Here is a 17,865-nt window from a genome sequence, read left to right as displayed (position 1 = left end):
ATAAAACATGACATACGGAGTCATGTTTTTATCTTGACAGAAGAAATCATGTTTTTTAGATGGCGGAACTGAGGCGTCCACTGCCTCGGAAATCAAACACCGGGAGACCTCCTGTCCGGCGCGCCCTTGCGCGTGCCGTCGATGTCGCATGCCGGTTGGAGAAAAGGATTGCCATGAGCACCCGGACCACACGATCTTTCTTGTTGGCATGCACGGCTTTGGCCGTGGCTGTGTCCTCGCCCGCGTCGTCGCAGGACACAACAACGGGAGGTGCGACCGTTCTAGAGACCATCATCCTGAAGGGGAGCCGCTTGAATTCACCGGCGGGCGATGTGGCGGAAACGCCGCTGGCTTCACGGACCACGGCTGAGGAGATCGAAGCCAACCAGATCACCAGCCTGGAGGATCTCGGCAGGAGCCTTGAGCCGGGCGTCGCGTTCAACCAAGCCACGAGGAGTGTGAATATCCGAGGACTGGAGCAGAACCGCGTGCTGACCAGCATCGACGGGATTCCGATCCCCTATCTGCTTGACGGGGCTCGTGACGCGGACGGTGGCGCCGATAGCTTCGACTTCAACTCTCTCTCGACGATCGATATCGTCCGCGGTGCCGATTCAAGCCGCGCCGGCTCCGGTGCGCTCGGGGGCGCAGTCGTGCTCCGGACGCTGGAACCGGATGACCTGATTGGCGAAGGCCGCGACTGGGGTGGCATAGCGAAATCGACCTACGACAGCGAAGACCGCAGTTTTGGGGGGTCTGTGGCTGTCGCCACGCGGATCGAAGAAACTTCCATTCTCTTCCAGGGCGGTTACCGCAAGGGGCATGAGCGCGACAACGAGGGCGAGGTGGGCGGTTATTCCACCACCCGAACCCAGCCCAACCCAATGGACTTCGACCAGTACAACCTGCTGTTCAAGCTGCGGCAGCACACGGACACCGGCCATATCTTCGGGCTCACGGCGGAGCGCTATAGCCGCCAGGAAGATTCCGACCAGAAGACCGGCCAAAGCCCGACCGGTAACTACCGTCCTGGCGATCTCGACGAGTTCGAAGACCTCCGGCGCGATCGGCTGTCATTTGACTATCGCTACAAGGCGACCGACGGCGATGCGTGGTTCGACAGCGCGAACGCCGTCTTCTACTGGCAGAATGTGCTCCGTAACAGCGGCTCGCGGGGTTATCGAAGCACTTCCGTCATCGGCGACTACTCCCGCGACAATGAATTGGAGGAGCGTAGCATCGGCTTTGCGGGCAACGCAGAGAAGGCCTTCACCACGGGCGAACTCACGCATGTCGTGACGGGCGGCCTCAGCGTCTCCTTCTCCAAGGCCTCGCAGTATTCGGCCGGCGAGGACAGTTGCCCGGGTGGCCCCTATCCCCCTTTCAACCCTTGCAACTTCCTCCACACCAACCAATCCGACATGCCGGATGTCGACGGCAAAATGGTCGGCCTCTTCCTCGAGGACAAGATCGGGTTCGGTGACAGCGCCTTTTTCCTCACGCCCGGCCTGCGCTATGATTGGTACGACTACAATCCGCAGGAAACGGTCGCCTACACGAACGGCGCCAACTACACAGGCATGCCGCCCGGACAATCCCAAGGGCAGTTTTCGCCCAAGCTGCGCGGGTCCTATGAGCCTGATCCTGCCGTCGAGCTTTATGCGCAGTGGGCGATGGGCTTTCGCGCGCCGGATGTCAGCGAGCTCTACCTGAACTATGGGGCGCCGGGGACATACCTGAATACAGGCAACCCAAATCTGGAGCCGGAAACGAGCAACGGCTTCGAGATTGGCGCAAATCTTGGCGATGAGGACTTCGGCGGCCACATCGGCGCTTTCTACAACCGCTACCGCAACTTCATCGACAGCGAGAATAGCGTGGATCCCACGGGCACGTATCCGCTGGGCATTACCGAATACTTCAACCGCGACAGGGTTCGGATCTATGGCTTTGAGCTTTCTGGCCACAGGCGATTCGACAATGGCATGCGTGTCTATGGCGCTCTTTCCTACGCCAACGGCGTCGATCTCGAAACCGATGAGGACATCCGCTCGGTGCCACCACTGAAGGTGGTGCTGGGAACCGGCTATGCGGCCGAGACATGGGGAGCCGATCTGATCTTCACCGCCGCGAAAGGCGTGGACGACGACGGCGATGCAGGCACACTGGAGGCGCCCGGCTACGGCATCTTCGACCTGACGGGTTGGTGGGAGCCGGAGCAGACGAAAGGCCTGACCATTCGCGCGGGGGTCTACAACATCTTCGACAAGGCCTACTACGACGCTGTCAACCTTGCGACGATCCAGACGCCGCAGCCGGACGAATTCTACTCAGAGCCGGGCAGGACGTTCAAGATATCGCTGACGCAGAGGTTCTAGCGAGCGCGGCCCGGCTCGCCGAGCAGGCGCGGCGCAGGAGACTGCGCCGCCGCTGAAGCGACGAGAAGAACTGCCGTTCTGCAGCAGCCACCGCTAGTCCTCCTCAATCGTCAACTGCACGCTGCCACGATTGTTCTCGTAGGCGTGCCAGGCGTCGTTGGCGAAGCAGTAAAGATAGCCGGATCCTTGCGGCGTGAACCGCACACCGGTGCCGATCTCGAAGACCTCGTGCGGCAGGCGGCCGATCTTCTGGTCCTCGTCCTTGCGCGGCGGCGGGACATCGTTAGCGACGAGGCCGACAAGACTGAACCAGGGCAGGTCCTCCTCGCGTCGTGTCCACCAGAAGTCGATCTGCTTGTTGCCGGTCGCCTTCTTCCAGATTGTTTCCACTCCGCCCCAGACGGAGGAGGCGATGTGGGCGATCTCTGCGGCCCGGAGTTTGCCATCTCGGGCACCGCCGGGGCCGCATTTGATAGAGGCGCCGTCCATCCATTCTCCGCTCGCCTTCATGCGGTAGGTCCTCCCGCCTTCCAGATAGACGCCGGTATGGTTCCAGTGCTCGCGAGCGAAGATGTCGAGCGTGGCGGGCAATTGCCTGTGGATGCGGTAGCGGCCCTGGGTAAGAGGCGGATTGCGGTGGCGGTCTGCGGCGGAGGCATGAACGGCCTCTGTAGGCTCGTCCGTGACAAGCGGCGTCGCCCGTGGCCGTGTCTTCAACGCCTTGAACAGGCCCTGAACGGAATCGTGCAGGAGCCCGCGGGGGTCGGGCTTCAACTGGTTGATCGCACCGGAGTTGAAACAAAGGCCCTGCGCCGCTGCTTCCTCCATCATCCAATAGAGTGCTCCATCCGACAGGCCTGACTGGCTGTAGCCGCCGCCAACGTCACCATGGGCGCCTGGAAACCAGACCTGTTTCAAGGTGCCGTTCCAATCTTGCGGCTTTTCCCACAGTGTCGGCAGGAAGCTCTGCCGGAATTCGTCGAGTGCCACCGCGTGACGCGCGTGCCGGACGACGGCCCCCAGCGTCGTGTCGTGGAAGCGGTGGTTCTCTGGATCGTCGAGCAGGTTCAGAAGTGCCATGTCGTCTGGAATGCCAAGGGAGCCGACGGTATCCCAGACGCCGATGAAGTAGATCGGCGTGCGACCGCCAGGGTGTTCTCCGGCGCGTGTGTGGTGAAAAACCTGGTTGGCCGAGGCCGTGATGTTTTCGGGCTTCTCCGCGCGATAGGCATCGAAGACGTTCTGAACGAGCTCCCATGCCTGTTTCGGTTGGCCGGCGAAGTTTTTGAGATCAAGAAGGCCGCACATGGAGATCATACCGCCGAGACTGCGGACCGTGTAGGCGCCGCGGCTGAAGCCGAAGAGCCAGATACGGTCGCCCTCACGATAGGTCCGTGCAAGCCAGTGATAGGCGCTCATGATATTGAGGCTGAGGCCCTTGCCGGTTCCGCCGCCGAGTGCCCGGTTGATCCAGGTGCCGTCGGTTCCCACCCCAGGGTGATAGTAGAATTCCTGCTCCCGCCCATCAGGGTCGAGGTGCGACAGGGCATTGTATAGCTTCACGACATTCGTTGGGCTCGGGAGCCCGTCTTCCATGGCATCGGGCGTATTCCACGTGCCGTCGCAGCAGACGATGATGTTCATTGACGTCCCTCCAAAGCCGCTTGCGCATCGTAGCTGCAGCCATGGGTTAAGATCAAGCGTGAATGCATCCGTAGGTGGTGAAACCCGAGCGTCTCGCGACTCGCGGGTGCTTGCCAGACGTCTGCGTCTGTGGCCAAGTCGCGCTACCAGAACATGAAGGGTGAAGACATTGGCGGTGACGTCGGACATTGAGATCGCGCGGGTTGCGCACAAGAAGCCGATCATCGAGGTGGGGGCGGGGCTTCATATCACTCCCGAACACCTTGCGCCCTATGGGCACGACAAGGCGAAGGTGGGGGCAGCGTTCATTGGCTCGCTCGCCGACCATCCGGACGGCAAGCTGATCCTCGTTACCGCCATTAACCCGACGCCGGCGGGCGAGGGGAAGACCACCACTACGGTCGGACTCGGGGACGGGCTCAACCGCATCGGCCGAAAGGCGATGATCTGTATACGAGAACCCTCGCTCGGCCCCTGCTTCGGGATGAAGGGCGGTGCGGCCGGCGGCGGCTATGCGCAGGTGATCCCGATGGAGGATATCAACCTCCACTTCACCGGCGACTTCCATGCCATCACCGCGGCGCACAACCTGCTTGCGGCGATGATCGACAACCATGTCTACTGGGGCAATGCGCTCGATATCGACGTGCGACGGATCACCTGGCGGCGCGCCATGGACATGAACGACCGGGCGCTGCGGCAGATGGTCGGCGCACTCGGCGGGGTTGCCAACGGCTTCCCGCGCGAATGCGGCTTCGACATCACCGTGGCCTCCGAAGTGATGGCCATCCTCTGCCTGGCGGAGGATTTCGACGACCTAGAGCGGCGTCTCGGCGGTATCATCGTCGCCTATCGCCGCGACAAATCCCCTGTCTTTGCCCGCGACTTAAAGGCGGACGGCGCGATGGCCGTGCTGCTGAAGGATGCCATGCAGCCGAACCTGGTTCAGACGCTGGAAAACAATCCGGCCTTTGTGCATGGCGGACCCTTCGCCAATATCGCCCATGGCTGCAATTCGGTGATTGCAACGAAGACAGCGCTGAAGCTTGCGGATTACGTCGTCACCGAAGCGGGCTTCGGCGCGGATCTCGGGGCGGAAAAGTTCTTCGACATCAAGTGCCGCAAGGCGGGGCTGAAGCCTGCGGCGGCGGTGATCGTCGCGACGGTCCGCGCGCTGAAAATGAACGGTGGGGTGAAGAAGGAGGATCTCAGTCGCGAGGATGTGGCGGCGCTAACGCGCGGCTGCGCCAATCTTGGACGCCATATCGCGAACGTCCGCCGCTTCGGCGTTCCGGTGGTGGTGGCGATCAACCACTTCACCACTGACACGGATGCGGAGGTGGCGGCGGTCAAGGATTACGTTTCGCGCCATGGCGCCGACGCCATTGTCTGCCGGCACTGGGCGGAAGGTTCGGCCGGCATTACGGAGCTTGCAGAGCGGGTGGCTGAACTGGCGGATGGCGGGCAGGCGGAGTTCAAGCCCCTCTATCCCGACGCCATGTCGCTGATGGAGAAGATTGAGACGGTGGCCACGAAGATCTACCACGCCGGGGAGGTGACGGCGGACAAGACGGTACGCGACCAGTTGGCGGTCTGGGAGGAGCAGGGCTATGGCAACCTGCCTGTCTGCATCGCCAAGACGCAGTACTCCTTCTCGACCGATCCCAGCCTGCGCGGGGCGCCGGAGGGCCATGTGGTGCATGTGCGTGAGGTGCGCCTTGCCGCCGGCGCTGGCTTCGTCGTCGCCATCACCGGCGAGATCATGACCATGCCCGGGTTGCCGAGCGCACCCGCGGCGGAGCGGATTTTCCTCAATGAAGACGGGAACATTGAGGGGTTGTTTTAAGGCGACCTTCTACCCGGTCCCATTCTCCTTGTCGGCCTTAGTCGCTGGCTGCGACGCGGGCCGGAGCGTGGCCTCGATCGCGTTCCTTCTGCGAGGGCCGCTGCAGCATGTCCGCGACCCTCGCACGGTTATAGGTGCCCCATTCGCAGAGTGGAACCAGCGCCTGAACCAGTGTTTCACCGAATGCTGTCAGCGTATAGTGGACCACCGGAGGCACCTGTTGATGATCGTGGCGCACGAGAACCTCCATTGCGACCAGTTCCCTTAGCTGCTGGATCAGCACTTTCTCGCTGATCCCTCCGATGCGCCTCTTGATCTCGGAAAAGCGCGTAGGGCCGCTTTGAAGATGGTAAAGGATCAAGGGCTTCCACTTGCCGCCGACGACGGCCAGCGAAACGTCCAGCCCACACTGGGTCGCGCATCTGTCCATAGAAAACTCACACTTACCTTTTGGTATGTTCTACCCGTAATGAAAGCGCATGTCTATCTATCTCCCATCACCGCCTGACTGAGGTCGCGGCACCCACTGTGTGACAAGGAGCTGTCGATGAGAGACGATATCCAGACGATAAAAGAACTGTACGCCGCAGCAGAGGGAGACGGGCTCGATGTGGCCAAGTTCGTCTCCAGTTTCTCCGAAGATGGCTATGTGCGGGACGTCCCAACTGAAACCGAATTTCGCGGAACGGATATTGCCCTTGTCCCAAAAGGCATGGCGCGCGCTTTCCCGGACATTCACCGAGAGCTCTTCAGTATCTACCAGATGGAGGATGTCATCGTCGTCGAGCTTGCTATTCGCGGCACACATACGGGAGAATTGGTGATGCCTGCGGGAACGATCCCTGCGACCGGCAATTCCATTGATGTGCCATGCTGCGATGTGTTCCATATGAGGGACGGAAAGGTCGTCTCCTTCCATTGCTACAACGCTGCGTCCATTCTCCAGCGCCAGTTGGGTCTTGCCGAGAGCCGAAACGCTTCTTGATGGGACCGCAGATCCCGTTGTGTTGACGCGGCCGGCTGCCTCTATTCCAAGGGGCCGGTTGCCCTTTCTCCAGCCGCGCCTTCATGTCATGAACCGCAACAGCTTGTCCGGTGCCAATGTCTGCAATGCGAAAAACCAGACCAACAAGTCTGCCAGCCCCATATCTGAAGCGCCTCTGGGTGCGGGAGGATGCCGACCTGGGCGAGCAGTATCCATTCAATCTACCTTGGCTGGACAAGGATTTCGTCCTCGATTTCTCGACCCCGGTCACGATCATCGTGGGTGAGAATGGCACCGGGAAATCCACGTTGATCGAGGCTGTGGCGGCGCTGTGCGGCTTTGACGAGGCGGGAGGCGGCAAGGGCTACAGGCCGGTCGATCATTCCCGTGCCGTCGACCGCAGCGGCGCTCTGCTCGCCGGCGCATTGCGAGCGGCCTGGTTGCCAAAAGTCACGGCGGGTTGGTTCTTTCGCGCCGAATCCTTCTTCTCGGTCGCACGTTTCCTGGATGAAGCCGCCCGCGATGCCAATGCTGCCGCGCCGGACTTCTTGTCCTGGAGCCATGGCGAGGGCTTCGTCCGCTTTTTTGAGGAACGCATGTCCAGGCAGGGAATATACCTGCTGGACGAACCGGAAAGTGCGCTTTCGCCCAAGCGTCAATTGGAACTGCTTCGCCTTCTTCATGGCGTTCAGGGATCGGCGAATGCTCAGATCATCATGGCCACGCATTCGCCCATCCTGATGGCGGTTCCTGGTGCCCGGTTGCTGGAGGTCACCCGCGCAGGCCTTGCGAAAGCTGCATTGCGCGATACTGGACATTTCAGGCTCTACAGAGACTTCACGCTCGACCCAGACGACTTCGTGGATCGTGCCTTGCGTGAAGAGATTTAACCTCGAAGAGAGCGCCTTACCGGCAATACCTGTACCCGCTTTCCCGCTCCAGTACGTCCAAATGCAGGTGGTCCTGATGGGTGGCGTCGCTGCCGGGGGAGAGGGCGGTGGTGAAGTGGAGGCAGGCGCCGGCTGAGGCGGTGCGCTGGAAGGCGCCTTCCATCGTGCCGTCTTCGTCTCGCGGCTTCATGGTGATCTCGGTGCCGTCGTCGAGGCGGAAGGCGGCGATGTCGATCGCGTTGCCGCGGGCGTGTTCGGAAATCTTGCCTTCCGTGGCGCTGTTGCGCAGACGGCAGGCATAGGTGGAGCCGGTGGTGAGTCCGGTGATCTTGCGGTCCGGCATGGCAATCTTCAGCGCCGGGTTGACCGTGTCCTTCAGCCAGTGGCCGAGCGCGCGGGCGGTCTCGCAGCGCATCTGTGCGCCGCCGGTGTCGATACCCGGCAGGACTTCAGCAACCTCCAGCGGATGGTCGATGCCGCAGCCCTCGCCATCATCGATGCGGGCGGCGGTCTCGAATTTCGTGCCGAGGGCCTCCAGGTCGGCGAGGCAGGCCTTCAGCATTTCGGGATCTTCCGTCGCGATCGGGGGTGGCGCTTCCGCCTGCTCGGGTTGCTGGTCCTCTTCGTCGTCCTGCTTCTCGTCCTCAGTCGCAGAGCGCGCGTCTGTGTCGTCTTGCGGCTCTTTTGCCGGCGAGGAGGCGTCCGGCTCCTGCTTGTCAGGGGCGGCGTCTTCCTCGGCGGTTGGGTCGTTTGCGGAGGGCGAGGAGGGTTGCTCTTCCGCTTCGACCGGCGGCTTAGGCTCGGGTGTGGGGACCTCTGCGGGTGCCGGTTCGGTTGCGGCGTCTGCCTCTGCTTCTGCCGGGGCCTGCGGCTCTGCGGCGGTCGCCGGCTTCTCCTGTGCCTCACCGTTTGCCGTGGCCTTTTCCGCCTCCGGCGGCTTCTCCTCCGGCACCGGGCCGGTGCGCGGCAGTGCGGCACCCGTCAGCAGGAGCGAGGCCGCAAGCAGGAGGGGAAGGTGGCGCGGCATAACAAAGGCTCCATCGTCGTTCTGGCTGCGGGTCTTGCCAGAGGCAACGCACGAATCCGGATTTGGTCGCATGCCCGACAAATCCGCTTGCGGAGAAACGAGACGCGCGGTATCTGTTTCGCCATGATCACGTCGATGAACATCGGGAACTGGTGGTGGGCTCGCTAGCGCGGCCTTGACCAGTCATGTCCATCGACAAGACCCCAAAGCCGCCCGAGAACCGAGGCGGCTTTTTTGTTATCCGCCGCAGGACCCCGGGCCACAGATTTCGGAGAGCAGGAATGGTGACGATCATTCGGGACGACGGTTCGGAGACCTACGAGACCAAAGGCGGGATCGCCGTCAGCCGCAAGCGTCGGCCGACGCCCTATGCGGATGCGGTGGCTAGCTACGTCGACAAGCTCGACGAGCGGCGCGGCGCGGTGTTTTCCTCCAACTACGAATATCCCGGCCGCTATACCCGCTGGGACACGGCGATCGTCGATCCGCCGCTAGGCATCTCCTCGCATGGGAAGAAGGTCTGGATCGAGGCATTTAATGGTCGCGGCGAGGTCCTTCTCGGCTTCATCGTCGAGAAGCTGAAGACGGTGGCGGACCTGACCCTCGGCGAGCAGACGGCGCGGCGCCTCGATCTTTCCATCAACGAACCGACCCGTGCCTTCACCGAGGAAGAGCGCTCGAAGATGCCGACGGTGTTTACCGTGCTGCGCGCCGTGGTCGATCTCTTCTATTCCGAAGCCGATTCGGCCATCGGCCTGTTCGGCGCGTTTGGGTACGATCTCGCCTTCCAGTTCGACGCGATCAAGCTTTCCATGCAGCGGCCGGAAGACCAGCGCGACATGGTGCTCTTCCTGCCGGACGAGATCCTCGTCGTCGATCACCACGCCGCCAAGGCTTGGATCGACCGCTATGATTTTGCCAAGAACGGCACGACGACGGAGGGCAAGGACGAGGCCATAGCGCCGGAGCCATTCCAGCGCACGACGGTGACGCCGCCGAAGGGCGATCACAAGCCGGGCGAATATGCGGAGCTGGTGACGAAGGCCAAGGAAAGCTTCCGCCGCGGCGACCTGTTCGAAGTGGTCCCGGGACAGAAGTTCATGGAGCGCTGCGACAGCAAGCCATCCGAGATCTCCAACCGGCTGAAGGCGATCAACCCATCGCCTTACTCGTTCTTCATCAACCTCGGGCACCAGGAGTATCTGGTCGGCGCCTCCCCGGAGATGTTCGTGCGGGTTTCCGGCCGGCGGATCGAAACCTGCCCGATCTCCGGAACGATCCGGCGCGGCGAAGATGCGATCGCCGATAGCGAGCAGATCCTCAAGCTCCTCAATTCCAAGAAGGACGAATCGGAGCTGACGATGTGCTCCGACGTCGACCGCAACGACAAGTCGCGCGTCTGCGAGCCAGGCTCGGTCAAGGTTATCGGCCGCCGGCAGATCGAGATGTATTCGCGGCTGATCCACACCGTCGACCACATCGAAGGACGCCTGCGCGAGGACATGGACGCCTTTGACGGCTTCCTTTCCCACGCCTGGGCCGTCACCGTGACCGGCGCGCCGAAGCTGTGGGCGATGCGCTTCATCGAGAACCACGAGAAAAGCCCGCGCGCGTGGTATGGCGGGGCGATCGGCATGGTGGGCTTCAACGGCGACATGAATACCGGGCTCACGCTGCGGACCATCCGCATCAAGGACGGCATTGCTGAGGTGCGCGCCGGTGCGACGCTGCTCAACGATTCGTATCCGCAGGAGGAGGAGGCCGAGACCGAGCTGAAGGCATCGGCCATGCTGTCCGCCATCCGCGATGCCCGCGCCGGGAATTCGGCAAAGGTGGTGCGCGACGTGGCACCGGTCGGCAAGGGCGTGCGCATCCTGCTCGTCGACCACGAGGACAGCTTCGTCCACACGCTGGCCAACTATTTCCGCCAGACGGGTGCGGAGGTTTCCACCGTGCGCACACCGGTGCCGGAGGAGATCTTCGACCGCGTCGACCCGGATCTTGTCGTTCTGTCGCCCGGTCCCGGCAATCCGAAGGATTTTGACTGCAAGACCACGATCAAGACCGCGCGGGCGAAAAACCTGCCGATCTTCGGTGTCTGCCTTGGGCTGCAGGCACTGGCGGAAGCCTATGGCGGCGAACTGCGCCACCTGGCGTTGCCGATGCACGGCAAGCCGTCGCGCATCCGGGTGCTGGAGCCGGGCGTCGTCTTCTCCGGTCTGTCGAACGAGGTGACGGTCGGGCGCTACCACTCGATCTTCGCCGACCCGCGGACACTGCCGACGGATTTTACGATCACGGCGGAAAGCGAGGACGGCACGATCATGGGGATCGAGCACGTGAAGGAGCCGATCGCGGCCGTGCAGTTCCACCCGGAATCGATCATGACGCTCGGCCAGGATGCCGGCATGCGGATGATCGAGAACGTGGTAGCGCATCTGGCGCGGCGCCGGAAGGTGCAGGCCGCGTGAGGCGGCCCGCGAGGGGAGGCAACCTTTTGCGGTTCTCTCGGGTTAGGGCGTCGAAAGATGTTCCAACCTGGGGAGAGACATGAGCAGAAGAGCACTGATTTGGCTGGTTGCCGCCCTTGTCGTCATCGTAATGGCGTTGACCATGTTGCCGGAAGAAGATGAAAACCTGCAGGCACCCCCGGCCGTCGGCGACCGACAGGACAATCCGGCAGAACCGGCGGATTGACGGCCAGCAGCAAGGCTGTTGAGGAGCTCGTGCTATCTTTTGACAAACGCTGACATCTCAGCCATACCGCCGACCATACGAAACCGCCCGGGTCCGCCCGGGCGGTTTCGGCGTTCTGGAGCAATGCTCCTGCAATTCACTCGCAAAGGCATGGGCGGCATGGTGGGCACGAGAACCGATCCGATCGTCGAGAGACTCGCCTTCTGGGGGATTCCGCTGGCCTTCGGAGTGATGGGGCTGAAGCTCGTGGCCTGGTGGCTGACGGGGTCGGTGGCGCTGCTTTCCGACGGGCTGGAATCCACCGTCAACGTGGTTGCCGCCTTCATCGCCTATTTCCTGATCCGCTACGCGGCGCGCCCGGCCGATGACGACCATCAGTTCGGTCACCACAAGGCCGAATACATGTCGGCGGTGCTGGAGGGCGCGCTGATCATCGTCGCGGCACTGCTGATCGTCCAGGAGGCGTGGGGCGAGCTCTTCGCGCCGAAGCTTCTCGAAGCGCCGGTGCTGGGGCTCGGGATCAATGCTGCCGCCGGCGTGATCAACCTTGTCTGGGCGCGTGTTCTGATCCGGGTGGGGCGGCAGCATATGTCGCCCGCGCTTGCCGCGGACGGCCACCACATCATGTCGGACGTCGTCACCTCGGCCGGCGTCTTCATCGGACTGGTGCTCGCCGTTTCGACCGGATACGCGATCCTTGACCCGTTGCTTGCCATGGCCGTCGCGGTCAACATCCTCTACCAGGGCTACAAGGTCATCAGCCACTCGCTCGGCGGGCTGATGGACCGGGCCGTGACGCCCGAGGAAGAGGCTGCCATCCGCGCGGCGATCAAGGCCAATTCCGCTGGCTCGCTGGGTGTGCACGATCTGAGGACACGGCGGGCGGGTGCGGCCGCCTTCATTGATTTCCATCTTGTGGTGCCGGCAGACCTGCCGGTGGCAGATGCGCACGAGATCTGCGATCGCCTTGAAGACGCCATCAAGGAAGTCATACCGGGCGCCAGTCTCGCCATTCATGTTGAACCCGAAGGGGAGCGCGCGCATGGCATCAGGGTCAAGGTAGAAGGAACACCCCAGTGAGTATGACTGACACATCAAGCCTTTCCCAGCTCGGCCGGCAGGTGGATGCGCCGCAGAACCCCGAAGAGGCGGTGCTGGAAAAGGTGCCGAACGGCAATCAGGGGACGGATTACGTCGTGCGCTTCACGGCACCGGAATTCACCTCGCTCTGTCCGATGACAGGTCAGCCGGACTTCGCGCATATCGTCATCGACTATATTCCCGAGGCGCATCTGGTGGAATCGAAGTCGCTGAAGCTGTTCCTGCACTCGTTCCGCAATCACGGCGCCTTCCATGAGGATTGCTCGATCTATATTGGCAAACGGCTGGTGGAGCTGCTGGAGCCGAAGTGGCTGCGGATCGGCGCTTACTGGTATCCGCGCGGCGGCATTCCGATCGACGTATTCTGGCAGACGGGCGAGGCGCCAAAGGGCGTGTGGCTGCCGGAGCAGGGTGTCGCGACCTATCGCGGTCGCGGCTGATCTGCGGCGGTACGCTCAGCATGAGAAAAGGGCACCCGTCGGTGCCCTTTTTTGCCTCAGGCTCATCCGAAGGCGAGCGATAGGCCGGCAAGCGCGGTGAGGCCGCCTGCCAGACGAGCTGCCCAGGGGGCGAAGCGGCCGATGCCGAGCCCGAGGGCGATGCCGGCTGCGTGCAGGAGGGCCGTCGATACGACGAAGCCTAGACCAAACTGCAGGGCACCAGCCGTGCCGAGTTCGCCGCCGTGGGCGTGGCCATGGAAGAGGGCGAAAATAGCGACCACCGCCGCCGAGGCAGCGGTCGGCAGGCGAGCCGCCATCGCGACGAGTAGGCCGAGCGCCACCACCGATGCGAGGATGGCAGGCTCGACGAAGGGAAGACCAATGCCTGCCACCGCAGCCAGGAAGCCTAGTGCCATGGTGCCAACGAAGGCTGCCGGAACGATCCAGAGCGGGCGGCGATTCCCGGAATTTACCACGATCTGGCTGGCCCAGAGCCCGACAGCCACCATCGCAAGAATATGGTCGGCGCCGAAGAGCGGGTGCGAAATGCCAGCCATGAAAGAGCCGTGGGCGGTGGGGTCGAGATGCGCAAAGGCCGGTGCTGCGGCAGTGACGGACATGGATGCGGCGATGGAAAGACGTTTCAACATTTCTTCGACCCCTCTGGAAGACGCCTCGGACCGTAGCGGACGCGAGGCAGCAATATCGGCGGCCACGATAAGACAGGCCGAGGGCGCGTGTCCATGCCGGTACGGACCCAGCGAGGCGCTGCACCTACGTCATTCACCTTAGTGGGTTTCGCGCATTGTTTTACCGGCACGAAGGCATTATGTCCGTGAAGACAAATCCCATACTGGAGATGCTGATGAACGACGAAAACGACGACGACAAGGTCAAGGAATTGCCGCTTGGCAAGGAAACGGAAGCGAACCTCTTCAAGTCGCGTTCGATCTTCATCTATGGTCCGATCACCCAGGAACTGGCGCAGAAGGTCAACACGCAGCTCGTGGCACTTGCCGCAGCGAGCGACGAGGACATTCGCATCTACGTCAATTCACCGGGCGGTCACGTGGAATCCGGTGACTCGATCCACGACATGATCAAGTTCATCAAGCCGAAGGTGTGGATGATCGGTACGGGCTGGGTCGCCTCCGCCGGCGCGCTGATCTACGTCGCTGCTCCGAAGGAGCGCCGAATCGCGCTCCCGAACACGCGCTTCCTGCTGCACCAACCGTCCGGCGGCACGCGCGGCATGGCTTCAGACATTGAGATCCAGGCCCGCGAGATCATCAAGATGAACGAGCGGCTGATCAAGATCTTCGCCAAGGCCACCGGCCAGACCGAAGAGAAGATCGCCAAGGACATTGATCGCGACTACTGGCTTTCGGCGGAAGACGGCGTGGCCTATGGCCTTGCGTCCCGCGTCGTGGTGAACCAGTCCGAGATCGGCTGAACCACTACGGAAAGATAGAAATTTGGACCCCGTCGGCCTCTGCCGACGGGTTCTTGTTTGGCAAAGCCCCCCAGCGGCACGGGTAGGGCGAACCGTTCGATGCCTGCGCCGACTTGCCAACATCCCGTTTCTCTGGTCTCGCTAGTGACTTTCAGAGTTGCCATTGCCGAGTCTCCCGTGCTCAAAGATCTTTCTCCACAGAGCTTCTTCATGGGCTGCCTGACAGCCTTCGTCGGCTTCGCCAGTTCGTTTGCCGTTGTCCTGCAGGGGCTGAAAGGCGTCGGGGCGACCGATTATCAAGCAGCCTCGGGGCTGATGGCGCTCTCGGTGTCCATGGGTGTCTGTGCGATCGTGCTCAGCGCCTTGACGCGGCTACCGGTCTCTATTGCCTGGTCGACACCGGGCGCGGCACTGCTTGCGACAGCCGGTGCCGTGGACGGCGGGTTTCCGGCAGCAGTCGGTGCCTTCGTCGTCTGTGCGGTGATGATCGTCTTTGCCGGCCTGTTCAGGCCGCTCGGCCGCGCAGTGGCGTCCATCCCGGCTCCGCTCGCCAATGCCATGCTTTCCGGCGTCATCCTCGGCCTCTGCTTTGCACCCTTCAAGGCGATCGCTTTCGATCCGCTGCTCGGCCTGCCGATCCTCATTGCCTGGGCGGTAGTCCTGATGGTGAAGCGGCTCTATGCAGTGCCTGCCGCGCTTGCCGCTTTCGTCGGTGTCATGGTGCTTGGCGTCGAGCTGCCGGAGGGGGCGATGGCTGAGTGGTCGCAGTCGCTGGCGCCGCCGATCGAGTTCGTCGCGCCGCTCTTCACGCTGCCGGCGCTGATCTCGATCGCGTTGCCGCTCTTCATCGTCACGATGGCGTCGCAGAACATCCCCGGGATCGCGGTGCTGAAGGTCAACCACTACGAGCCAAACCCGGGTCCGCTGTTTGCAACGACCGGGATCTTCTCGCTGCTGTCGGCACCGTTCGGGGGACATGCAGTCAATCTCGCCGCCATCACGGCTGCCATGTGCGCAGGCGAGGATGCGCATCCCGACCCTGCCAAGCGTTATTGGGCGGCGATCATTGGCGGCATCGGCTATGTCGTGCTCGGCCTCATGGCGGGGGCAGTGACAGCCTTCGTATCGCTCGCGCCGCCGATCCTCATCCAGGCTGTGGCGGGATTGGCATTGATCGGTGCTTTCTCGGGGTCGGCCGTGGCTGCCTTCAAGGAACCGGAGACGCGCGAGGCGGCGGCCGTGACTTTCCTGATCACGGCATCTGGTGTGTCGTTTGCGGGAATCTCCGGCGCCTTCTGGGGACTGGTCGCGGGCGGGCTGATGATGGGGCTGCAGCGGGTGATGGCACGACGTGCCGGGTGAGGGCGTACCGGAATGACGTCGTCCGCCTTGTCAGGGCTGCCCTCTCGGCGTATAGATTCGCCCATGACCATGACAGGCGCGATCATGTCTAGCCGTTTTGCCGCCCGCTGCACCGCAGCCGGGGCGACGGTTTTCGCGCCTCTCTCGCTTCTTAGCCTCGACCTTACGCGCGGTTGCCGGGTCCGTTGAGGAGCGCCCGGCGGCCGAAAAGCCTGCCGGCGCAAGAGCTCCTCTCACAATCATTCAAGACGGACCACATGAAGACCCGCGAGGGTCCGCACCTGCAACGGCATATGACCGGCGGTGCGTGAGCGAGAAGAGACGACGATGGATGCGAAAACCCCCATTTCAGCCAAGGGCATGCCGGACGCGGCAGTGAAGTACCGGCCCTATCCGCAGATCAACATTCCTGACCGTAGCTGGCCGTCGAAGATAGTCGACAAGGCGCCGATCTGGTGCTCCGTCGACCTGCGCGACGGCAACCAGTCGCTGGTCAACCCCATGGGTCACGACCGCAAGGCGCGGATGTTCAGGCTGTTGCTCGACATGGGCTTCAAGGAGATCGAGATCGGCTTCCCATCGGCGTCGCAGACCGACTTCGACTTCGCCCGCTGGTGCGTGGAGGAGGGCGGCGTTCCCGCCGATGTCTCGCTGCAGGTGCTGGTACAATGCCGGCCGGAGCTGATCACGCGCACCTTTGAGGCGCTGGAAGGCGCACACCGGCCGATCATCCATTTTTACAATTCGACATCGGAGCTGCAGCGCCGGGTGGTGTTCGGCAAGGACGTCCACGGCATCAAGCAGATCGCCGTCGATGCGGCGAAGATGATCACCGATATGGCAGCCAAGGCGGGCGGTGGTTACCGCTTCGAATATTCGCCGGAGAGCTTCACCGGTACCGAGCTGGAAGTGGCGCTGGAAATCTGTAATGCGGTCATCGCCGAGGTGAAGCCGACGGCGGACAACAAGCTGATCCTGAACCTGCCTTCGACCGTAGAGATGTCGACGCCGAACATCTACGCCGACCAGATCGAGTGGATGTGCCGGAATATCGACAACCGCGAGAACGTCATCATCTCGCTGCATCCGCACAACGATCGTGGCACTGGGATCGCTGCCACGGAACTGGGCTTGATGGCGGGTGCCGACCGTGTCGAGGGCACGCTGTTCGGCAATGGCGAACGGACCGGCAATGTCGACATCGTGACGCTGGCGCTCAACATGTACACGCAAGGCGTTGATCCACAGCTGGACTGCACCGACATCGAGCGGATCAAGGCTGTTTACGAATATTCGAATGAAATGGTGATCCCGGAGCGTCATCCTTACGTCGGCGAACTGGTCTACACGGCCTTCTCAGGCTCGCACCAGGACGCGATCAACAAGGGCATGAAGGCGATCAGACAAGCCAATTCACCTGTGTGGGAAGTGCCCTACCTGCCGATCGACCCGCAGGATGTGGGGCGCACGTACGAAGCGATCATCCGCATCAATTCGCAATCCGGTAAGGGCGGCATCGCGTACATTCTGCAGGCCGACTATGGCATCAACCTGCCGCGCAACCTCCAGGTAGAGTTCCGCGAGGACATCCAGCGGATCACCGACGAGGAAGGCAAGGAGCTGCCTTCGAAGAAGATCTACGAGCGCTTCATCGAGCGTTACGTCGAGCAGCCTGAAGCGCGCATCAAGTTCGTCGATCACCACACCTATCCCGCTGGAACCGAGCACAAGGGCGTGCGCGTGGTTGCGGCGGAGATTACCGATCGGGGCGAGACGAAGCGGATCGAAGGCAAGGGGACGGGACCGATCGACGGCTTCGTGAATGCGCTGTCCAGCTATCTCGGGATCGAGATTTCGGTCGCGGATTATTCGGAGCATTCGCTGCAGCATGGGTCGAATGCCGCAGCCATCGCCTATGTGGAGATGGAGCATCCTGCGGGCAAGCTGTTCGGGGCCGGGATCAATACCAACATCGTGACGGCGTCGCTCGAGGCAATCGTCTCGGCCGCCAATCGCGTGCTCGACGAGAAGAAGGCCTGATC

The 17,865-nt window shown here is 62.4% G+C and carries 15 protein-coding genes; 11 read left to right on the top strand and 4 right to left on the bottom strand.

Features of this window, described 5'->3' with window-relative positions; genetic code table 11:
- Positions 1-173: 173 nt before the first annotated feature.
- Positions 174-2,378 (top strand): TonB-dependent hemoglobin/transferrin/lactoferrin family receptor, encoded by a 2,205-nt coding sequence (locus tag LXM96_RS01090; RefSeq protein ID WP_239996378.1) that lies wholly within the window; start codon positions 174-176, stop codon positions 2,376-2,378.
- A gap of 93 nt (positions 2,379-2,471) precedes the next feature.
- Here LXM96_RS01090 and LXM96_RS01085 read toward each other — a convergent pair whose 3' ends face one another.
- Positions 2,472-4,022 (bottom strand): DUF2235 domain-containing protein, encoded by a 1,551-nt coding sequence (locus LXM96_RS01085; RefSeq protein ID WP_239996377.1) that lies wholly within the window; start codon positions 4,020-4,022, stop codon positions 2,472-2,474.
- Positions 4,023-4,191: 169 nt separating this feature from the next.
- On the opposite strand from LXM96_RS01085, the gene LXM96_RS01080 reads away from it, so the two are divergent.
- Positions 4,192-5,868, top strand: a complete 1,677-nt coding sequence (locus tag LXM96_RS01080; RefSeq protein WP_239997171.1) for a formate--tetrahydrofolate ligase — start codon at positions 4,192-4,194, stop codon at positions 5,866-5,868.
- A 37-nt stretch (positions 5,869-5,905) separates the two neighbouring features.
- Here the strand turns inward: LXM96_RS01080 and LXM96_RS01075 are convergent, their stop codons facing one another.
- Positions 5,906-6,298, bottom strand: a complete 393-nt coding sequence (locus tag LXM96_RS01075) for a winged helix-turn-helix transcriptional regulator (protein ID WP_239996376.1) — start codon at positions 6,296-6,298, stop codon at positions 5,906-5,908.
- Positions 6,299-6,415: 117 nt separating this feature from the next.
- Here LXM96_RS01075 and LXM96_RS01070 point away from each other — a divergent pair, with 117 nt between their 5' ends.
- Both LXM96_RS01070 and LXM96_RS01065 read left to right on the top strand, forming a co-directional pair.
- Complete coding sequence (locus tag LXM96_RS01070) at positions 6,416-6,853, top strand: ester cyclase (RefSeq protein WP_239996375.1); 438 nt, start codon at positions 6,416-6,418, stop codon at positions 6,851-6,853.
- A 116-nt stretch (positions 6,854-6,969) separates the two neighbouring features.
- On the top strand, positions 6,970-7,743 hold the full coding sequence (locus tag LXM96_RS01065) for an AAA family ATPase (RefSeq protein ID WP_239996374.1): 774 nt from the start codon (positions 6,970-6,972) through the stop codon (positions 7,741-7,743).
- Positions 7,744-7,759: 16 nt separating this feature from the next.
- On the opposite strand, the gene LXM96_RS01060 is transcribed toward LXM96_RS01065, so the two are convergent.
- Positions 7,760-8,770: an extensin family protein gene (locus LXM96_RS01060; protein ID WP_239996373.1), complete on the bottom strand. Its 1,011-nt coding sequence runs from the start codon at positions 8,768-8,770 to the stop codon at positions 7,760-7,762.
- 281 nt (positions 8,771-9,051) lie between these two features.
- On the opposite strand from LXM96_RS01060, the gene LXM96_RS01055 reads away from it, so the two are divergent.
- From LXM96_RS01055 to queF, 4 genes are all read left to right on the top strand, one after another.
- The gene (locus tag LXM96_RS01055; RefSeq protein WP_239996372.1) at positions 9,052-11,241 is read left to right on the top strand and encodes an anthranilate synthase; all 2,190 of its coding nucleotides are present in this window, start codon (positions 9,052-9,054) and stop codon (positions 11,239-11,241) included.
- A 79-nt stretch (positions 11,242-11,320) separates the two neighbouring features.
- The gene (locus LXM96_RS01050) at positions 11,321-11,467 is read left to right on the top strand and encodes a hypothetical protein (RefSeq protein WP_239996371.1); all 147 of its coding nucleotides are present in this window, start codon (positions 11,321-11,323) and stop codon (positions 11,465-11,467) included.
- 159 nt (positions 11,468-11,626) lie between these two features.
- Entirely contained in the window at positions 11,627-12,547 is a 921-nt protein-coding gene (locus LXM96_RS01045) for a cation diffusion facilitator family transporter (RefSeq protein WP_239996370.1), read from the top strand.
- Positions 12,544-13,008 carry a preQ(1) synthase gene (gene queF / locus LXM96_RS01040; protein WP_239996369.1) on the top strand — a complete coding sequence of 155 codons (465 nt, stop codon included), beginning with the start codon at positions 12,544-12,546 and terminating at the stop codon, positions 13,006-13,008. The genes LXM96_RS01045 and queF overlap by 4 nt, the downstream gene beginning before the upstream one ends.
- Positions 13,009-13,070: 62 nt before the next feature.
- Here queF and LXM96_RS01035 read toward each other — a convergent pair whose 3' ends face one another.
- Positions 13,071-13,658 carry a HupE/UreJ family protein gene (locus LXM96_RS01035; protein ID WP_239996368.1) on the bottom strand — a complete coding sequence of 196 codons (588 nt, stop codon included), beginning with the start codon at positions 13,656-13,658 and terminating at the stop codon, positions 13,071-13,073.
- 215 nt (positions 13,659-13,873) lie between these two features.
- Here LXM96_RS01035 and LXM96_RS01030 point away from each other — a divergent pair, with 215 nt between their 5' ends.
- The 3 genes from LXM96_RS01030 (at position 13,874) to leuA (ending at position 17,863) form a co-directional block, all read left to right on the top strand.
- Entirely contained in the window at positions 13,874-14,461 is a 588-nt protein-coding gene (locus LXM96_RS01030; RefSeq protein WP_239996367.1) for an ATP-dependent Clp protease proteolytic subunit, read from the top strand.
- 177 nt (positions 14,462-14,638) lie between these two features.
- Entirely contained in the window at positions 14,639-15,823 is a 1,185-nt protein-coding gene (locus LXM96_RS01025; protein WP_239996366.1) for a benzoate/H(+) symporter BenE family transporter, read from the top strand.
- A 327-nt stretch (positions 15,824-16,150) separates the two neighbouring features.
- Entirely contained in the window at positions 16,151-17,863 is a 1,713-nt protein-coding gene (gene leuA, locus LXM96_RS01020) for a 2-isopropylmalate synthase (RefSeq protein ID WP_239996365.1), read from the top strand.
- Positions 17,864-17,865 lie beyond the last annotated feature (2 nt).

This window comes from Rhizobium halophilum (genome assembly GCF_021648825.1).
GTDB classification, from domain to species: domain Bacteria; phylum Pseudomonadota; class Alphaproteobacteria; order Rhizobiales; family Rhizobiaceae; genus Neorhizobium; species Neorhizobium halophilum.
The sequence above is the reverse complement of the archived record's forward strand: the minus strand, read 5'-3'. Positions and strand labels throughout refer to the sequence as shown.